This is a genomic window from Gordonibacter massiliensis (ex Traore et al. 2017) (assembly GCF_019731765.1).
GTDB classification, from domain to species: Bacteria; Actinomycetota; Coriobacteriia; order Coriobacteriales; family Eggerthellaceae; genus Gordonibacter; species Gordonibacter massiliensis.
In genome coordinates this window covers 1-15,672 of sequence record NZ_JAASIO010000007.1, presented here as the reverse complement: position 1 = coordinate 15,672, position 15,672 = coordinate 1, and the positions used below count along the sequence as shown (strand labels likewise).

Annotated in this window: 15 protein-coding genes and 1 pseudogene; 6 read left to right on the top strand and 10 right to left on the bottom strand. The window is 62.9% G+C overall.

Annotated elements, in window-relative coordinates; genetic code table 11:
• Positions 1 to 24 precede the first annotated feature (24 nt).
• The 4 genes from HCH03_RS09020 to loaP all read right to left on the bottom strand — a co-directional run bounded on the left by HCH03_RS09020 (position 25) and on the right by loaP (position 4,202).
• A complete protein-coding gene (locus HCH03_RS09020; RefSeq protein WP_221689235.1) occupies positions 25 to 1,581 on the bottom strand; it encodes a heparinase II/III family protein in 1,557 nt (518 codons plus the stop codon).
• A 46-nt stretch (positions 1,582 to 1,627) separates the two neighbouring features.
• A complete protein-coding gene (locus tag HCH03_RS09015) occupies positions 1,628 to 2,761 on the bottom strand; it encodes a glycosyltransferase family 4 protein (protein WP_246599921.1) in 1,134 nt (377 codons plus the stop codon).
• Between the two features lie 60 nt (positions 2,762 to 2,821).
• Complete coding sequence (locus tag HCH03_RS09010) at positions 2,822 to 3,472, bottom strand: sugar transferase (RefSeq protein WP_221689233.1); 651 nt, start codon at positions 3,470 to 3,472, stop codon at positions 2,822 to 2,824.
• Positions 3,473 to 3,677: 205 nt separating this feature from the next.
• A complete protein-coding gene (gene loaP, locus HCH03_RS09005; protein WP_080145308.1) occupies positions 3,678 to 4,202 on the bottom strand; it encodes an antiterminator LoaP in 525 nt (174 codons plus the stop codon).
• Between the two features lie 790 nt (positions 4,203 to 4,992).
• Here loaP and HCH03_RS09000 point away from each other — a divergent pair.
• From HCH03_RS09000 to HCH03_RS08975, 6 genes are all read left to right on the top strand, one after another.
• The gene (locus HCH03_RS09000) at positions 4,993 to 5,559 is read left to right on the top strand and encodes a hypothetical protein (protein ID WP_221689232.1); all 567 of its coding nucleotides are present in this window, start codon (positions 4,993 to 4,995) and stop codon (positions 5,557 to 5,559) included.
• A 159-nt stretch (positions 5,560 to 5,718) separates the two neighbouring features.
• Entirely contained in the window at positions 5,719 to 6,561 is an 843-nt protein-coding gene (locus HCH03_RS08995) for a class B sortase (protein ID WP_246599904.1), read from the top strand.
• A gap of 133 nt (positions 6,562 to 6,694) precedes the next feature.
• Entirely contained in the window at positions 6,695 to 7,738 is a 1,044-nt protein-coding gene (locus HCH03_RS08990) for an LCP family protein (protein WP_221689230.1), read from the top strand.
• A 50-nt stretch (positions 7,739 to 7,788) separates the two neighbouring features.
• On the top strand, positions 7,789 to 8,451 hold the full coding sequence (locus tag HCH03_RS08985) for a YveK family protein (protein WP_080144603.1): 663 nt from the start codon (positions 7,789 to 7,791) through the stop codon (positions 8,449 to 8,451).
• 2 nt (positions 8,452 to 8,453) lie between these two features.
• Positions 8,454 to 9,377: a CpsD/CapB family tyrosine-protein kinase gene (locus tag HCH03_RS08980; protein WP_221689229.1), complete on the top strand. Its 924-nt coding sequence runs from the start codon at positions 8,454 to 8,456 to the stop codon at positions 9,375 to 9,377.
• Positions 9,378 to 9,425: 48 nt separating this feature from the next.
• Entirely contained in the window at positions 9,426 to 10,058 is a 633-nt protein-coding gene (locus HCH03_RS08975; RefSeq protein ID WP_080144601.1) for a tyrosine-protein phosphatase, read from the top strand.
• Positions 10,059 to 10,117: 59 nt separating this feature from the next.
• Here the strand turns inward: HCH03_RS08975 and efp are convergent, their stop codons facing one another.
• The 6 genes and pseudogenes from efp to aroC form a co-directional block, all read right to left on the bottom strand.
• Positions 10,118 to 10,678 (bottom strand): elongation factor P, encoded by a 561-nt coding sequence (gene efp / locus HCH03_RS08970; protein ID WP_080144600.1) that lies wholly within the window; start codon positions 10,676 to 10,678, stop codon positions 10,118 to 10,120.
• A gap of 78 nt (positions 10,679 to 10,756) precedes the next feature.
• Positions 10,757 to 11,848 carry an aminopeptidase P family protein gene (locus tag HCH03_RS08965; protein WP_246599919.1) on the bottom strand — a complete coding sequence of 364 codons (1,092 nt, stop codon included), beginning with the start codon at positions 11,846 to 11,848 and terminating at the stop codon, positions 10,757 to 10,759.
• A gap of 183 nt (positions 11,849 to 12,031) precedes the next feature.
• Positions 12,032 to 12,448, bottom strand: a pseudogene (gene aroQ / locus HCH03_RS08960) (type II 3-dehydroquinate dehydratase); the annotation flags it as partial.
• A gap of 1 nt (position 12,449) precedes the next feature.
• The gene (aroB, locus tag HCH03_RS08955; protein ID WP_221689228.1) at positions 12,450 to 13,559 is read right to left on the bottom strand and encodes a 3-dehydroquinate synthase; all 1,110 of its coding nucleotides are present in this window, start codon (positions 13,557 to 13,559) and stop codon (positions 12,450 to 12,452) included.
• The gene (locus HCH03_RS08950; protein WP_221689227.1) at positions 13,544 to 14,131 is read right to left on the bottom strand and encodes a shikimate kinase; all 588 of its coding nucleotides are present in this window, start codon (positions 14,129 to 14,131) and stop codon (positions 13,544 to 13,546) included. The genes aroB and HCH03_RS08950 overlap by 16 nt, the downstream gene beginning before the upstream one ends.
• Positions 14,128 to 15,300, bottom strand: coding sequence for a chorismate synthase (gene aroC / locus HCH03_RS08945; RefSeq protein WP_221689226.1), 1,173 nt, complete (start codon positions 15,298 to 15,300; stop codon positions 14,128 to 14,130). The genes HCH03_RS08950 and aroC overlap by 4 nt, the downstream gene beginning before the upstream one ends.
• Positions 15,301 to 15,672: the final 372 nt, after the last annotated feature.

The following is a 15,672-nucleotide window of genomic DNA, read 5'->3' as shown; positions in this document are numbered from 1 at the left end:
GGGGCCACGTTGCAGGAATCGGACTCAATCCCCTGCTTCTTCCGCAAAATGCAACGAGTAGCAAGTACAACTGTTTCCCGAGATCACATGCTTAGGAATCGACCCGCAAACGCCGAACTCGGAAGAATAGAAACCAGTGGTGAGCGACTTCTCCCCGACGTCTTCGAGGCTTATTCCCACCAGATTGGAATCCAAAATATGAATGACCGAAGTCAACTGGACGTTCGCACCACCAATGGCCGAATCAAGCACCTCCAACTCTCTATCTATAAGCTTGATACGGCGTTTCTGCACTTTTCCACTCGGAAGCACGATGCTCGCCTCCGCAACCCCTCGTGCGGCATCGCAACATGCTTTGTCAAGCTCATACCTTCGAGCAACCCTATGCTCGCCCCAGCACTCCATTTGCTCTTCGCCGTCCACCTGCACGGTATTGTGCGCGGCGGTACTGCGGAAATAGGAGCGCAGCTCGCTCTGGTAAGCATAAGTGCCGGAGTTCACCACCACGGGGCTTCCCCGATACGACAGCTCATACGACAGGCAATCGCAGTGCGCGTGGCCCAGCATGTAGTCCGGGCCGGGCTCGCCGGCATCGAACATCACGGCGATATCACCGTCGTAGAGCTTGAAGTATCCCGCATCAGGAAAAACTGTCTTGGAGTCGTCTGATTCAAGGCCGAACAGCCTTTCGCACGCCGCAGCGAGCTGACGGCACTCCTTGGCCACACCATCGGCCGAGTCGTTAAAAAAGGGAGTCTTGCCCATCCCCTTCTCGAGCGATGCCATCGCATTAAGCATAGACTGCATCTTGTCGAGCAGGATCAGGGGAACGCCGCCTTCCGATTGCTCTAGAACGAGCGCAGTACGCACGATCCCCTCGAGGACAAGCTTGTGGTACATGAGGCTGCGCTCGAAATGTACCCCGTCGGGAAGGATCTGCTCATCGAGCTGCCCTTCAAGGTCGCGCCAGACTCGGGCGAACGCCTCGTCCTCGTCGAACAGCTTCGAGAAGATCGCAAGCGTCTTCAGATTTTCGAAGTAGTGGTTCGCCATCAGGTGCTTCTCCTGATTGGCGAGCAGATGCCGGTACTGGAGGCGCATGCTCCGCTCGATACACTGGCGGAACCTTTCGTCTTCGTCCAGCGAATCCGCGAACAGATCCACGCACACGAGCCAGTTGACCAGCCTCAGGGAAATCGTGTAAGGATGCCAAGCGTCGCCGTCCGCGTACGGACTGGCGTCTATCCAGCTCTCAACGAACTCCTTGAATCTCGGATAGCACCGCGCGTCACCTCGACTGTGCGCCGCGCCGAGCGCGATGGCGTACTCGAAGTAGTGCAGATTGAAATTCCATAGATGCGACGCCCCGTCGGCATGCCACCGCGAGAAGTCGACCACATGGTATTCGTTCAAGAGCAAGAACTCGCTGCTCATGAGGCTCTCGAGGTCGAACCGAGCCAGATACTCCGGGGCGAGGTCCGTCTCGGGGACGAGGATCGAGACGTCCCGGTGCAAGCCGGGCCGATCCCCCGCCTCGGACGCCGTGACCTTTCTCTGGCCGCGCAGCCGAGCGATCACCATGCCCGGCCTCATCCGCCCCACTGTGCGGCAGTAAAACCCGATCCTGCTAAGCACGGGGCTCCCCGGCGAACCGCTCCGCCAGCAAGGTTTCGAAATCTTTTGCCGCCGCCTGCCGCGAATGGCGCGAGGCTATCCGGGCAGCAGCGGTATCCTTTTGCCGCTCGGTCCACTTCGTTGCCAGCAGCTTCTCGAATGCTCGCGCGAGCCCCTCGCCGTCCTCCGGGGCGGCCGAGTAGCCCAGTCCGACCTCGTCCAACAGGGATACTGAGTCGCCGCGCGCCGCGAGCAGAACAGGACATCCGCAGCCAAGGGCCTCGTAGAGCTTTGTCGGGACGCTGTCCCTGAGGTCAGAGCTTACCAAGGGGACGTAGGCGCAGTCCGCACGGCGCAGGATAGCACAAGCGTCCCGCGCGCCGACCTTCCCGCACAACCGCACATTGGCAAGATCTCGTCCATTGATCTGCTTTGCGAGCAGCGTCTCTTCGGCACCGGTTCCGAAAAGAAGGAACCGGACGTCCGGGAATCTCTCCGCGATGCAAAGCAGGGAAGTGAGTCCTTGGGCAAACCCGAGGTTACCAACATAGACGCAGGTCGGCGCATCGCCGGCCATTTGCCGCTCAATGACGTCTCCGCCTTCCTCCTGCTCGAGAAACGCCAGATCGAACCCGTTCGGAATGAGCGCCACCTTCTCCTGCTCGCCTTCTGGAAGCTTTTCGCGCAGCTTCGCCACCTTCCCAGGCGTCACGGCGGTGATCAGCGAAGCTCGAGCGTATGCCTTTCGGGCGATTCTCTCGAACGTCCGCCCGTAGAGGCTTCCCGGCCGAAAACTTCCCATCTCGTAGGCGACGTCTGGCCAGACGTCGCGGACATCAAGGACAAGCCGCGCGTCCATGCGCTCGGCGATGGACAGGGCGCTCAAAACCAATAGGAGCGGCGGCGTGGTCACCACCACGCAATCGAAGCGGTCAAGTTCATTAGCCGCCTTCCTCGAATTCGCCAGCTCGCTCAAATTGTTCCGCAGGCGTTTCATAGGGGTCTTCTCGTCCATACGGTATGCGCTGTAGTAGTCGACGTATGGCCTGCAGACGAAACCCTCGTTCTCGTCAACGAGGCTCGTTTCGGATGCAAGCACTCGAACGTGATGCCCGCACTCGACGAGTCGATCGACAATGGTGGTCATCCGTTTGGAGCAAGCGTCCGTCGACGGCTCGAAATGCTCGCATATGACGAGCACGCGCATCTAGCGGTCGACCGCCCGGTCAACCCCGCGCCGGCTGACCACGGTCGCGATCGTCCTGAAGAACACCCGCGCGTCGAAGGCGAGCGACATGTTGGACACGTACTCGCCGTCCAGGAACGCCTTCTCCGCATCGTCGACGAGGTTGCGGCCGTTGACCTGGGCCCAGCCGGTGAGGCCGGGGCGCACGGCGGTCGCGTTCAGGGGCTCGCGCAGGTCGATCAGGCGCCCCTCGCGCACGATGACGGGGCGCGGGCCCACCACCGACATGTCGCCCTTGAGGATGTTCGCCAGCTGGGGGAGCTCGTCGAGCGACCAGCGGCGCAGGAAGTCCCCCACGGGCGTCATGAAGGCGGCCTTGTCCCCGAAGGACGCCGCCGGCAGGTCGGGCGGGGTCCCCACGACCATGGTGCGGAACTTCCAGCACTCGAAGCGGGTGCGGCCCCGCCCCCACCTCTCCTGGCGGAAGAGCACGGGGCCCGGGCTCGTGGCCTTCACGGCGACGGCGCAGGCGAGCAGCACGGGCGAGAGGGCGACGAGGGCGAGCGCGGCGGAGGCGACGTCCAGGGCGCGCTTGGCGTGGGCGTAGCCCCGGTTCGGGATGCGAGAGAGCGGCGGGCGGACCTCCACGCCGGGGTGCAGGCGCGCGGCCATGGCCCCCCAGCCGCCGTCGCCGGCCGCGTCGGCCGCCCCGGCCTCACCGTCGGTTACCCCGTCGGTCAGATTTCCATAACCCGGGTTATCAGACTTTTTGGGAGACGTAGGGGTGCCAACGGCAGGTGTCGCCGGGGCCGGAGCACCGTCCGCGACAAACTCTTCGAAAGGCAATACGGCTTCCGCCGTCATGCCGGCTGATTCTTCAAATGGATGTGCCCTTACGTTTTCTGACAATCTCTAATCCAACTTTTAGGTTCAGCGTCCGACCGAACATGGTGGCCTCCAAATAAGCCAGGCGCTTATGTCGATCGATCTTCTTCACAAAGGCCGTCTGGTGCACGAGAGGCCCTTTCGTTATGCATATCTCATCGCCTTCGATCACCCCTTCCGACATCTCGACCACGCGGTGGTCTTTCGTCGTGAAGGAATCGATGAAGGCTATCTCGTCCGCGTTAAGAGGGATGAACGCGTTGTCGTTTCCCAAAAGCTTGGTGAATGCAGGAACCTTGCGGAGCTCGTCCGCAACCATGTCGACCTTGTCGGTTATAAGAAAGAGGTATCCGGGAAGCAGTATCTCGGTGCAACGCTTCCACTCCCCCTTGATCTTCTTCATGATCTCGTATTGGGGAATGAAGCACTCCTGCAACGCATCGTCGTCGACGAATTGCTCTACCAGCCGCAGGACGCGACGCTCCCTGCCGCCGATAACCTGAACGACGTACCACATGGTTGGCCTCCTGTCGAACGCCATACATGAAAACGGCTTCGCCATTCGCCGCAAGGCGATGCGAAACAACAACGGTATTCATCCTCTTACTCGCAACGAGACGCGCACCCAGCGACGATCCCTCGCTCATAAGATATGCTTCGCAGCGTTACCGCCGCAGCCGAAACGAGCCCGAAAGAAGGAGAAAGGCCCGCACGATCAAAAAGCCACCATGCAGCCCTTCATATTTTCCACAAACATCTTTCGGTCCGCCGAAAGCGCGCTCACCCGCAATGCACGCCCATCAAAATCGGCTTTTACCAGCCGCCACAGGCAACACCCTCGTCAAAATACATAGCAAAAGATTATGTATTACCTGATAAAACTGGCGGTTGTTATTATAGATCATAGGTTCTGGTTTACAGTTTAGCAACGCTAAATGTGAAGATTCTTTTCTCCGCGAACCCTTTTTTCGGTCAAGACCATCCCCTTCCGTTTTCTCCAATCAACCGGTTTAGAACAAATGTATAGGAAGATTCACTCGTTGCCGCGATGTGAAGGATTTGTAAGGCATATTCCATTATCTCGTCAATCATCTTCACTTATCGCCCGAAATAGCACTCCTCGTTTCCCCGTCGCCTATTTATTGCGCAACACGCCGAATGCCCCAATATCGAGGAATTACTACGTCTACGAGGCAAAATATCAATTTCTCATTGACAAACGCATCGAGCGGCCGGTATCATTCAATGGAGTTAAAGCTGTAAACCTGTGTTCGCGTGAAGAGAGCACCCCAAGGAAAGAAGGATTCATGAAGAAGAAGATTGTGGCAATTGCTTGCGCCGCAGCTATGATGTTGGCGCTCCCGACGCTGGCATGGGCGGCCCCGAGCCCGGTTGGTTCGAATACGTCGGGCGATGTGAACGGAACGACGGTCACCGTGCAGGCTAAGTCCGGCAGCGTTAGCGCTCCCACCATTGCGCCGCATGCCGCTAGCACGGTTCCCCAAGGCGTCACGCCGCTGGTTTCTTTCGAAATCGTAGGCACCCCGGACGCCAGCGGCGTCACCGTGTCTTTCAACGTTGGCAGCCAGTACGCCAACCATGCTTTCACGATCTATGTTGAGCATAGCGATGGCACGGCCGGCGAGAACATCACGGGTGTTGTCGGATCCGACGGCACGATCACGTTCACGGTCGACAAGCTGTCGATCTTCTCCGTGGTCATCGGCGATGTTGCTTCCTCCTCGACGACCAACGCTGGTTCCACGTCCCCGCAGACCGGTGTTGATCTCGGCACCGTTGCTGGCGCCACGGTCGTCACGGCTATCGCTGCCGGCGCCGTGTTCGTCGCCCTGCGCAAGAAGGTCACCGAATAGCATCGAGCTTTTCGTAACCTTATAGAGCTTGTATCGAAGAGACCTGTTTTACAACAGGTCTCTTCTTTTATATGCAAACGGTTTGATACCATAGGCAAAGCATTTACCCTATCGAAGAAATTGTGAAAGCGAGCGGTATCCTCTATGCCGAAAGCGCCGATGGACCTAAGAAACGACGACCTTCAACCGAAGCACGCGAAACCAGCGGGCTCGCCCGAAGCGAAAAAGAAGAAGCGTTCCATCGTGGTGCTCACGGTGGTTCTCATCATCCTCCTGTGCGGCGTGGCCGCCGGATGCGGCTATCTGATTTGGCAGCAACACGAGCTCGACCGTGCTGCTGAGGAAATCAAAAACACACCAGAGCCCATTATGGAGCAGCCCGTAGACGACGCCCCCGACAACCGCGTGGAGAACCCCATCGACTTCACCTCCCTTAAACAGGAGAACCCCGACATCTACTCGTGGATATACATTCCCCATACCGACGTCAACCTGCCCGTGCTTCAAAGCGCAACGAACGACTTCCTCTATCTCGACCACAATAAAGACGGCGAGTACGCCGTCGAGGGAGCCATCTACACCGAGATGGCCAACAACACCGACTTCAGCGACCCGGTTACCGTGTTGTACGGGCACAACCTGCAGAACGGCACCATGTTCTCCACACTGCACTACTTCGAGAACGAGGATTTCTTCAACGAGAACGACACCATGTACATCTACACGCCGGGCCACGTGCTCACCTACCGCATCGTCTCGGCGTATCTGTACGACGATCGCCACATTCTCAACTCGTACGACTTCTCGAGCCCTGCCGTTTTGCAGGAGTACTTCGACTTCGTTATGCATCCGGATTCTCTGCTGGTTAACACCAGAACTGACACGGAACTGTCAATTGATGATAAGATAGTGCAGTTGAGCACGTGCATGAGCGACACCAACCACACGAGTAGCCGCTATATCGTTACTGGAGTTTTGATCGATGACCAACCGACCTACTGATAGACCGAAGCAGCCTTCTCGTTCGGCGCAGAACAGGCCGCCCTCTACGCCGGCTCCGAGTCAGCCCGGTTCGGGGCGAGCCGACTCGTCGGAGTTCTTCGCAGCCCAGCAGGCTACCTCGCAGAACCAGGAAGTGCTCATCCGCAAGCGCAAGCGGAGCCATACCAAACGCAAGAAGCGCGTTCGCGTCGCGCTCATCGTGTTGGCGGTCGTGGTGCTGGTGGGCGGCGGCGCGGCCTGGGGCGTCATGAGCACCATCAAGGCCGGCGAGGGCGCCATTCGCGAAGCCGCGCAGGCCGAGGACATCCAAACCGCCGAGAACGCCGTCACGTACGACGAAGGCAAAACCGTCAAGTACAACGGGCACACCTATGCCCTCAACGAGAACATGGTATCCGTCTGCATCATCGGCTTCGACCGCACGGCACCCGCCGAGGTTGGCGAAAGGGCAGGCCAGGCTGACGCCGTCATGGTGATGGCGCTGAACACGGACACCGGCAAGATCACCGCTATCGGCTTGCCGCGCGACAGCATGGTCGAAGTCGGCGAGTTCGTGGGCGACGCGTTCATCGGCTTGGACAAGATGCAGCTGTGCTTGGCGTACAGCTACGGCGACGGCAGGGATACCAGCTGCCAGTACACTACGACGGTTGCCTCCCGCATGCTCTACAACATGCCCATCTCCTACTATTTCGCGCTCGACCTGAGCGGCGTCGGCCCTTTGAACGACTCCATCGGCGGCGTGGCGCTCACGCCGTTGCAGAGCATTCCGAACACCGGCATCGTCGAAGGCGAGGACACCGTGCTGTTCGGCAGCAACGCGCTGAAGTACGTGCAATGGCGAGACACGTCGGTGCTTACCTCTTCGCTTGATCGTCAAGCTCGCCAGGTGCAGTACATCAAAGCGTTCGCCGGCCAGACCCTCGAGGCAGCGCAGGGCAGTGTGGGCACGCTGATCGACATCTTCAACACGGCAGGCGAGTACTCCATTACCAACCTGGGCGTCAACGAGTTCAGCTATCTCGCCACGTCGGTGCTTTCGAACGGCATCACCGGCCTCGACGTGGTCACGCTGACCGGCGAGATGAAGCAAGGCGAGAAGTACGCCGAGTACTATCTCGACAAGAACGCCACGTACGAGACGGTTTTGAGCGTGTACTACCATCAGGTCGACTGACGTCGACTATCAACGTAGCTGTTGCCAGGGCTTATAAGGAGAGATAACCCGTGACTTTGCTTGAATTGCTGCATCTGCTTCGAAAGAAGTGGTACCTCGTCGTGATATTCCCCTTGGTGTTCGCAGGAGCCACCGCCGCCTACTGCTGGGGGTTCATGTCGAACGACTACACCTCCGACGTGTCGCTCTACGTGCTCAACAAGACGGACGACCAAAGCTCGAACATCACGAGCAGCGACACCGCCGCCAGCCAGCAGCTCGCGAACGACATCGCCGTGATGGCTCAATCGAACCGCGTCATCGACGCCACGGCCCAGTCGCTCGGCATGAGCACGCTCAAAGGCTACGACATCAAGGTGACGTCCGCCACCACGAACCGCGTCATCACGCTGAGCGTGACGGGCAAGAAACCCGAGGCCGTGACCCAGATCGCGAACGAGCTGGCCAAGCAGACGGCCGACACCGCCGTGGAGGTCATGGAGCTCAAGGCCGTCAACATCGTTGACGCCGCTCAGGTGCCGAGTGCGCCGTCGGGCCCGAACCGCATCATGTACACGGCCGTCGCCTTCTTGGCGGGCCTGTTCTTCGCCGTGGCGCTCATCGTGCTGCTCGACCTGGTCGACACCACGGTGAAGAACCCCGAAGAAGCCGAAGAACTGCTGGGGCTGCCCGTTTTGGGCCGCATGCCCTCGCTGAAGGGTAAGGGGAACTAACCATGGCCAGAAAAGACAAGAAGATCCTCGCGCGTTTCGAGCATCCGCAGCTCTCCAACGCCTCCAAGACGCTGCTGGCGAACATCCGCTTCGCCTCGGTGGACGAGAAGGTGAAGACGATCGTGGTCACGTCCTCGGAGCAGAACGAGGGCAAGACCATCGTGTCCACGAACCTGGCAAACGCGATCGCCACCTCCGGCAAGAAGGTGCTCATCGTGGAAACCGACATGCGGCGCCGTTCCTTGGGTAAATTGCTGGACATTCACCCGGCCAACGGCCTGTACGCCGCCCTGTCGGGCTCCGCGTCGCTCAACGACGCCATCATGCCGACGCATATACCGAACCTGTACTTCCTGGACGCCGAGCCGAACATTCCCAGTCCGGCCGACATCCTAAGCACGAAGCGCTTCGCGTCGCTCGTGGACAAGCTGCGCGATTCGTTCGACTACGTGATTTTCGACACGCCGCCCGTGTCGCTGTTCGTCGACGCCGCCATCCTCAGCAGCTTGGTGGACGGCACGCTACTCGTCATCCGTCAGAACCAGACGAAGCGCGCCCTGGTGGCCAAATGCGCGCAGCAGCTGCGTGTGGCGGACGCCCGCATCCTGGGCACGGTCATGACGTTCTGCTCCGACGACGAGAGCAGCTACTACTACGCCTATTACACGCAGGACGGCAAGCGCGTGAACAAGGAGGACCTCGAGCCCGCCGCCATGCCGGCCGAGCTGAACAACCCGGTGGCGTGGGAGCAGGACACGCAGCCTCCCGTTCGCCGCCAGGCCTCGGCGAGGGCCTCGCAGCCTCGTACCGCCGCTCCCGGCGTCGGTGGCGCAGGTGCGGGCAACCCCTACGCGCCCAACGCGTTCAAAGCCGTAACGCCGAGCGGCAAGAAGGCCCCGCGTCACAAGAACAGGACGCGATCGTAAGCCGGCTTTAGCCGACCGATCGGGTTTGCACCGCGAAGCCGCACCAAGATGTTCGACCTTCATTGCCATATCCTGTTCGACGTCGACGACGGATCGAACGATTTCGCCGAATCGCAGGCCATGCTCAACGCCGCCCGCAATTCGGGTATCGACAACATCGTTTGCACCCCGCACTGTCGCGGGTCGCGGTTCGACTACCAGCGCATCGTCGATCATTTCGACGTGCTCAGCCGGTTCGCTCATTCCCAAGGCTTCGAGATGACCTTGGGTTTCGAGGTGTACTGGGAGAACCTGGTGAACTTCGGCATCGAAAACGCGGAGCGGTTGTGCTTCGAGGGCACGAACCTGCTGTTGCTGGAGTTCGGCGTGGCCAGCCTGCCGCCCAACTGGCAGCGTATCGTCTACAGCCTGCAGGGGCGCGGCATCCAGCCCATCATCGCCCATCCGGAGCGCTACCGTCCCGTGCAGAACGACATCGACGTGGCCGTGGAGATGAAGGATCTGGGCTGCCTCTTGCAGCTGTCGGGCAACTTCGCCGCCGGCGGGTTCCGCAGCAACAGCAAACGCGCTGCCCTGCAGCTGCTCGAGAACGACCTGGTGGACTACATCGCCTCGGACGCCCACTGCGTCGAGGATTACGCGGACTACCGCAAGGCCCTGAAAATCGCCCAGAAATACTAGCGCCGCCCCGAAGGGCGGCGCTTTTTGAACGATGTCGGTCAGCCTAGCCTAGCCGAACCTTAAACCCTCTTGATGAAACGGCCGTCGCGGGTGTCGATCTGCAGGACGTCGCCGGGCTCGATGAACATGGGAACCTGCACCACGGCACCCGTCTCGAGCGTCGCGGGCTTCGTGGTGCCCTGGACGGTGTCGCCCTTGAAGCCGGGATCGGTCTCGGTGACCTCCAGCTCAACGAACATCTGCGGCTCGACGCTGATGAGCTCGTCGCCCGCGTACAGCAGCGTGGCCTCGTCGTTCTCCTTGAGCCACTTCGCCACGTCGCCCACCATGTCGGCGGAAATGGCCATCTGCTCGAAGGTGTCGTTGTCCATGAAGTTGAAGTCGGCACCGTCGTTGTACAGATACTGCAGCTTCTTCGATTCGAGGCGCACGGACTCCACCTTCACGCCGGCGTTGAACGTGTTGTCGATGACGCGACCCGTTTTGATGTCGCGCAGCTTCGTGCGGACGAAGGCGCCGCCCTTGCCGGGCTTGACGTGCTGGAACTCCACGATGGTGCACAGCTTGCCGTTGTACTCGATGCACATGCCGTTCTTGAAGTCGGCGGTAGAAATTGCCATGTTCGATGATTCCTTTCGATTGCACGCACCGACCCGCAAACCGTTCCGTTCAAGCAGCGGCACGTAAGTTTTTTGCCGCTATATTATAACCATGTCGTGCGTCGTTTGAGTGAAAACTGCGAAACCATCATGGGTTACGACGCCGTAGTCCTCCAGACGCATGCCGAACTCGCCCGGCAGGTACACGCCGGGCTCCACCGTGACCACGTTGCCTTCCACCAGCGGATTCGGGTTGCGCGGCGAGAGGTTCGGCTCCTCGTGGATGTCCAACCCCACGCCATGCCCCAGGCTGTGCCCCATTTTGCCGGCGAAGCCGGCCTCGGCCAGCACGCTCTCGGCCAGCTCGTGCATGGCGGCACCCGTCACGCCGGGCTTGAGCGCGGCTTCCACCTGTTCGTTCGCTTGGCGAATGGCGGCATAGGCCTCGCGCAGGCGCGCGTCGGGCTCGCCGAGGAACACGGTGCGGGTCATGTCGGAGCAGTAGCCGTGCGCCCGCGCGCCGAAGTCCAGCACGACGCACTGCCCCGCTTCGAGGCGCGCGTCGCCGGGCACGGCATGCGGGCTCGCGGCGTTGGCCCCCGCGGCTACGATGGAGGGGAACGCGAGGCCTTCGGCACCGTGGCGACGCATGAAGTCCTCGAGCTCTATCTGCACCTCGCGCTCGGTCATGCCGACGCGCATGAAACCGACGATATGGGCGAACGCGGCATCCGTGACGGCCTGCGCGGCGCGCATGCGCGCGATCTCGCCGGCATCCTTCACGCCGCGCAGGTTCAAGACGAAGCGGCTGGTCTCGCGCAGACGGGGCGGTTCGACAACGTCGGCGAACGCGGCTTCGAGCGCGCGGTACTCGCCGAGCGCGATGGCGTCCTCGATGCCGAGGACGATGGGGGCGTCCTGCCCGGCATGGCGTTCGGCGAAGATTTCGGCCACGAACGCGGCGTGGCTCTTGCGCGCGTCATCGACAACGATGGGGCCGTCGGCGGCCGCCGCGCGGGCGGCTTCGACATAGCGCGAATCCGTGTGCAGGACGGCGTCGTGCGGCGTCACCAGCAACACGTGGGCGTCCTCGTCGTCGAACACCCCGTCGAAGGCGGTGAGCCAGGCGATGTTCGAGGTGCCGCGCACGAAGAACGAGCGGATGCCGTCTTCGTCGCAGGCGACGCGCAGGCGGGCAAGGCGACGCTCGGAGGCACGGGGTTGGGCGAGGGCGGCGGCATCGAGCTCGGAGGGGGCTGCTTCGTCTGCGCGCGCACCGCAATCGCAGCGCTCGTCGCGGCCGCCCACGATCACCTGACCGGCCGGGTAGCGCTGCTCGTAACCCTCGCCGAGGCGCTCGGACGCGCCCTCGAGCAGCAGGTCCACGGCGTCGCAGTACCCTTGGAAGCCGCGTCCCTTCACCTGGGCCACGCAGGCGGGCGCTATGACCGATACGCGGCGAAACGCTTCTCGGGCGTCCACATCGGAAATGTGCACCTCCACGCAAGGCACGTCGATGCCGCCCACGGCGTCGCGCAGCGCGTAGGAGTAGTGCGTATGGGCGCCGGGGTTGTACACGATGCCGTCGTACGCGTCGCGTGCGCCGTGGATGGCGTCGACGAGCTCGCCCTCGCTGTTCGACTGGAAGCAAGCCACGGATACGCCGCAGCGCTCGCCGTGCTCCTTCACCAAGCGCTCGAGGTCGGCGAGAGTCTCCCGTCCGTACACGGCAGGTTCCCGCGCCCCCAGCATGTCCAGGTTGGGGCCGTTGAGCAGTAGGATCTTCTTCATGTCACTCCTTCGATCGCGCCCAGGCGTCCAGATGCTCCAGGATGACGGCATCGTCCACATCGAGCAGCTCCCACGCGCCCACGTCGCGCGGCAGGACGAAGCGCACCTGGCCGCGACGGGCCTTCTTGTCGCGCTTCATGGCGTCGAGCAGGGCGGCGGGCTCGGCGGACCAAGCGAGCGCGAAAAGGCCCAGGGCGTCGAGCAGGTCGTCCTGCGCGGTCACGAAGTCGGCGGAGGCGCCGACGAGCTCCGCGCCCAGCCGGGCCGCGAAGCGCATGCCCTCCGCCACGGCCGCGCCGTGGGAGAACGTGCCGTAGCCCGCGAGCGTTTCCACGGCATGGCCGAGCGTGTGCCCGTAGTTCAGGCACTCGCGCACGCCGCGGCTCTCCGTCTTGTCCTGCGCCACCACGTCGGCCTTGAACACCACCGACCGGGCGATGGCCTCGGACACGGCCCCGTCCTCGCGCGCCGCGAGCGCGTCGGCCGCGTCGACCAGCCAGAAGAAGAACTCGTCCGAGTCGATGACCGCCGATTTGGCGATCTCGGCGCAACCGCACGTCCATTCGCGCTCGGGCAGCGTGGCGAGCGTGCCGGTGTCGGCGCATACGTATGCCGGCTGCTTGAACGTGCCCACGAGGTTCTTGCCGGCCGCCAGGTTCACGCCCGTCTTGCCGCCCACCGACGAATCCACCATCGACAACAGGGTGGTGGGCGCCTGCACGAGCGTCACGCCGCGCATGTAGGTGGACGCCGCGAAGCCTGCCAAGTCGCCCACCACGCCGCCTCCCAGGGCCACCACCACGCAGTCGCGGCCGAGCTTGAGCTGCGCCATGGCTTCCCAGAGCTCGCCCGCCACTTCGACGGACTTGGTGTCCTCGCCTGCCGGCACCACGATGTCCGACGTGCGGAAACCGGCCGCAGCGAGCGACTCTTTCGCCCGGTCGCGATAGAGCGGTGCCACGTTCGAATCGGTCACGACGAGCGCGCGCTCCGCTTGCTCGAGTGCGGGCACGCCGCGCATGCGGCGCCCGAGCGAATCGAGCACGCCGGCGCCGATGCGCACGTCGTAGGATTCCTCGCCGGGGATGTTCACGATCACTTTCGTTGCCACAGGATACCTTCCCTCTCCAACACGCCGCGCACCTCGCGCGCGATAGCCGAAACGCTCTTGCCGGACGTGTCCACCACGGCGTCGGCCACGCCCTCGTACAGCGGCAGGCGCCCTTCGATGGTGGCCCGGGCGGTACCGAGGTCCTGGAACAGCGGGCGCGTGGACAGATCGCTGATGCGCGACGCGGCCTCGTCGGCCGTGACCTGCAGGTACACCACGTAACCCTTCTCGGCCAAGAGGGCGCGGTTCTCGGGCCGTAGCACCACGCCGCCGCCGCACGATACGAGCAGCGGATCTTTCTCCGCCAGCTCGCGCAGCACGTCGGTCTCGATGGCGCGGAAACCCTCCTCGCCCACTTCGGCGAAGAGCTCCTTCACGCGCTTTCCCTCGCGCCGCTCCAGGTAAGTGTCGACGTCGATCGACGCGATGCCGCAGGTGCGGGCGAGTTTCCGAGCCACGGACGTTTTGCCCGCGCCCATGAAGCCCACGAAGAACACCGGCTTGGCCAGCTCGGACACGACGCGCGCAGGGCGGTTGTGCGACTGCAGGCTAGACCCGTCTACGCGCGTCATCGCGAGATCGTCCGCAAACGCTGCCGATAGGACTTCACGGCGGCTTTGATGTCGGTCATGTTGTCGTGCCCGAATTTCTCCAGATACGCGTCGGCCAGCGCGAACGCCACCTCGGCCTCGGCCACCACGGCGCAGGCGGGCACCGCGCACACGTCGCTGCGCTCGCGCGAGGCCTCTTCGGGCTCCAAAGTGTCCAGGTTCACCGTGGAAAGCGGCGTCATGAGCGTGGGGATGGGTTTCATGGCCGCCGTGACGATGAGCGGCAGGCCCGTGGTCATGCCGCCCTCCAGGCCGCCCGCGTTGTTGCGGGTGCGCGTGAAGCCGGCTTTGCGATCCACCGTGATGGGATCGTGCACCTGCGAACCGGGCCGGCGCGCGGCCTCGAACCCCAAGCCGAACTCCACGCCCTTGATGGCCGGGATGGAGAACAGCACGGCGCCGATGCGCGACGTCAAACGCTCGCCCGTCGTGGCGTAGCCGCCCACACCGGGCAAGAGGCCCGTGGCCACAATGCGGAACGTGCCGCCCAGGCTCTCCCCCGCCTCGCGGGCGGCGTCGATCTCGGCCTTCATGGCCTCGGTGGCCTCCTCGCTCGGGCAGCGCACGTCGGAAAGCTCGATGTCGAGCGGCTTGTAGTCGGGCGCGGCGAGCATCGGGTCGTCCTCGTCGAGGGACGCGCCGCCGATGGAAGCCACATAGGAGAACACCTCCACGCCCAGCTCGGCCAAAAACTCGCGCGCGATGCCGGCGGCCGCGACGCGCGCAGCCGTCTCGCGGGCGCTCGCGCGTTCGAGGATGTTGCGGCAGTCGTCGGTGTTCGTTTTGAGGGCACCCACGAGATCGGCGTGACCGGGACGCGGGCACACCTCGCGCACCAGGTCGGACGGCACATCGCCGAACGCCGCCATGCGATCCGTCCAGTTCTCCCAATCGCGGTTGGCCACGGTGAGCGCCACGGGCGACCCGATGGTGCGCCCGAAGCGCATGCCGGCGGTGACGGACACGCGGTCGCGCTCGATGGCTTGGCGCCCGCCGCGCCCGTAGCCGGACTGGCGGCGTGCCAAGTCGCTGTTGATCTGGTCTTCCGAAATCTTGAGGCCCGCCGGCACGCCGTCCACGATGGCCGTGAGGGCCGGCCCGTGGCTCTCGCCCGCTGTCATGTAGCGCATAGTGTTTCGCTTTCCCGCTGTCGCCGTTTTGCGCCTATTGTACCGCAGCCGCCGGGCGAGGCGAACGACGGTTCGCGCGTCGTACCAGATCGCCATGAAGGGGCGCTGGTCGGAGGCAAAGCTCGCAGACCAAACCGTGCAGGTTGCCTCGTAGGGGCGCTCTCCAGAGCGCCCGTTCGCGCGCAGCGCGAAAACGGTCGTGCGGGTTGACCGTAGGGGCGCTCTCCAGAGCGCCCGTTCGCGCGAAGCGCGAAAACTGCCGCCCAGGTTGGCGTAGTAAGTCAGCGAGGGCCGTCCTCGTGCCCGAGATCGTGGGGATCGCGCGGGCGACGCGTACTTCGGTACGCGAGTCCGCGGGATCGCCGCGAGATC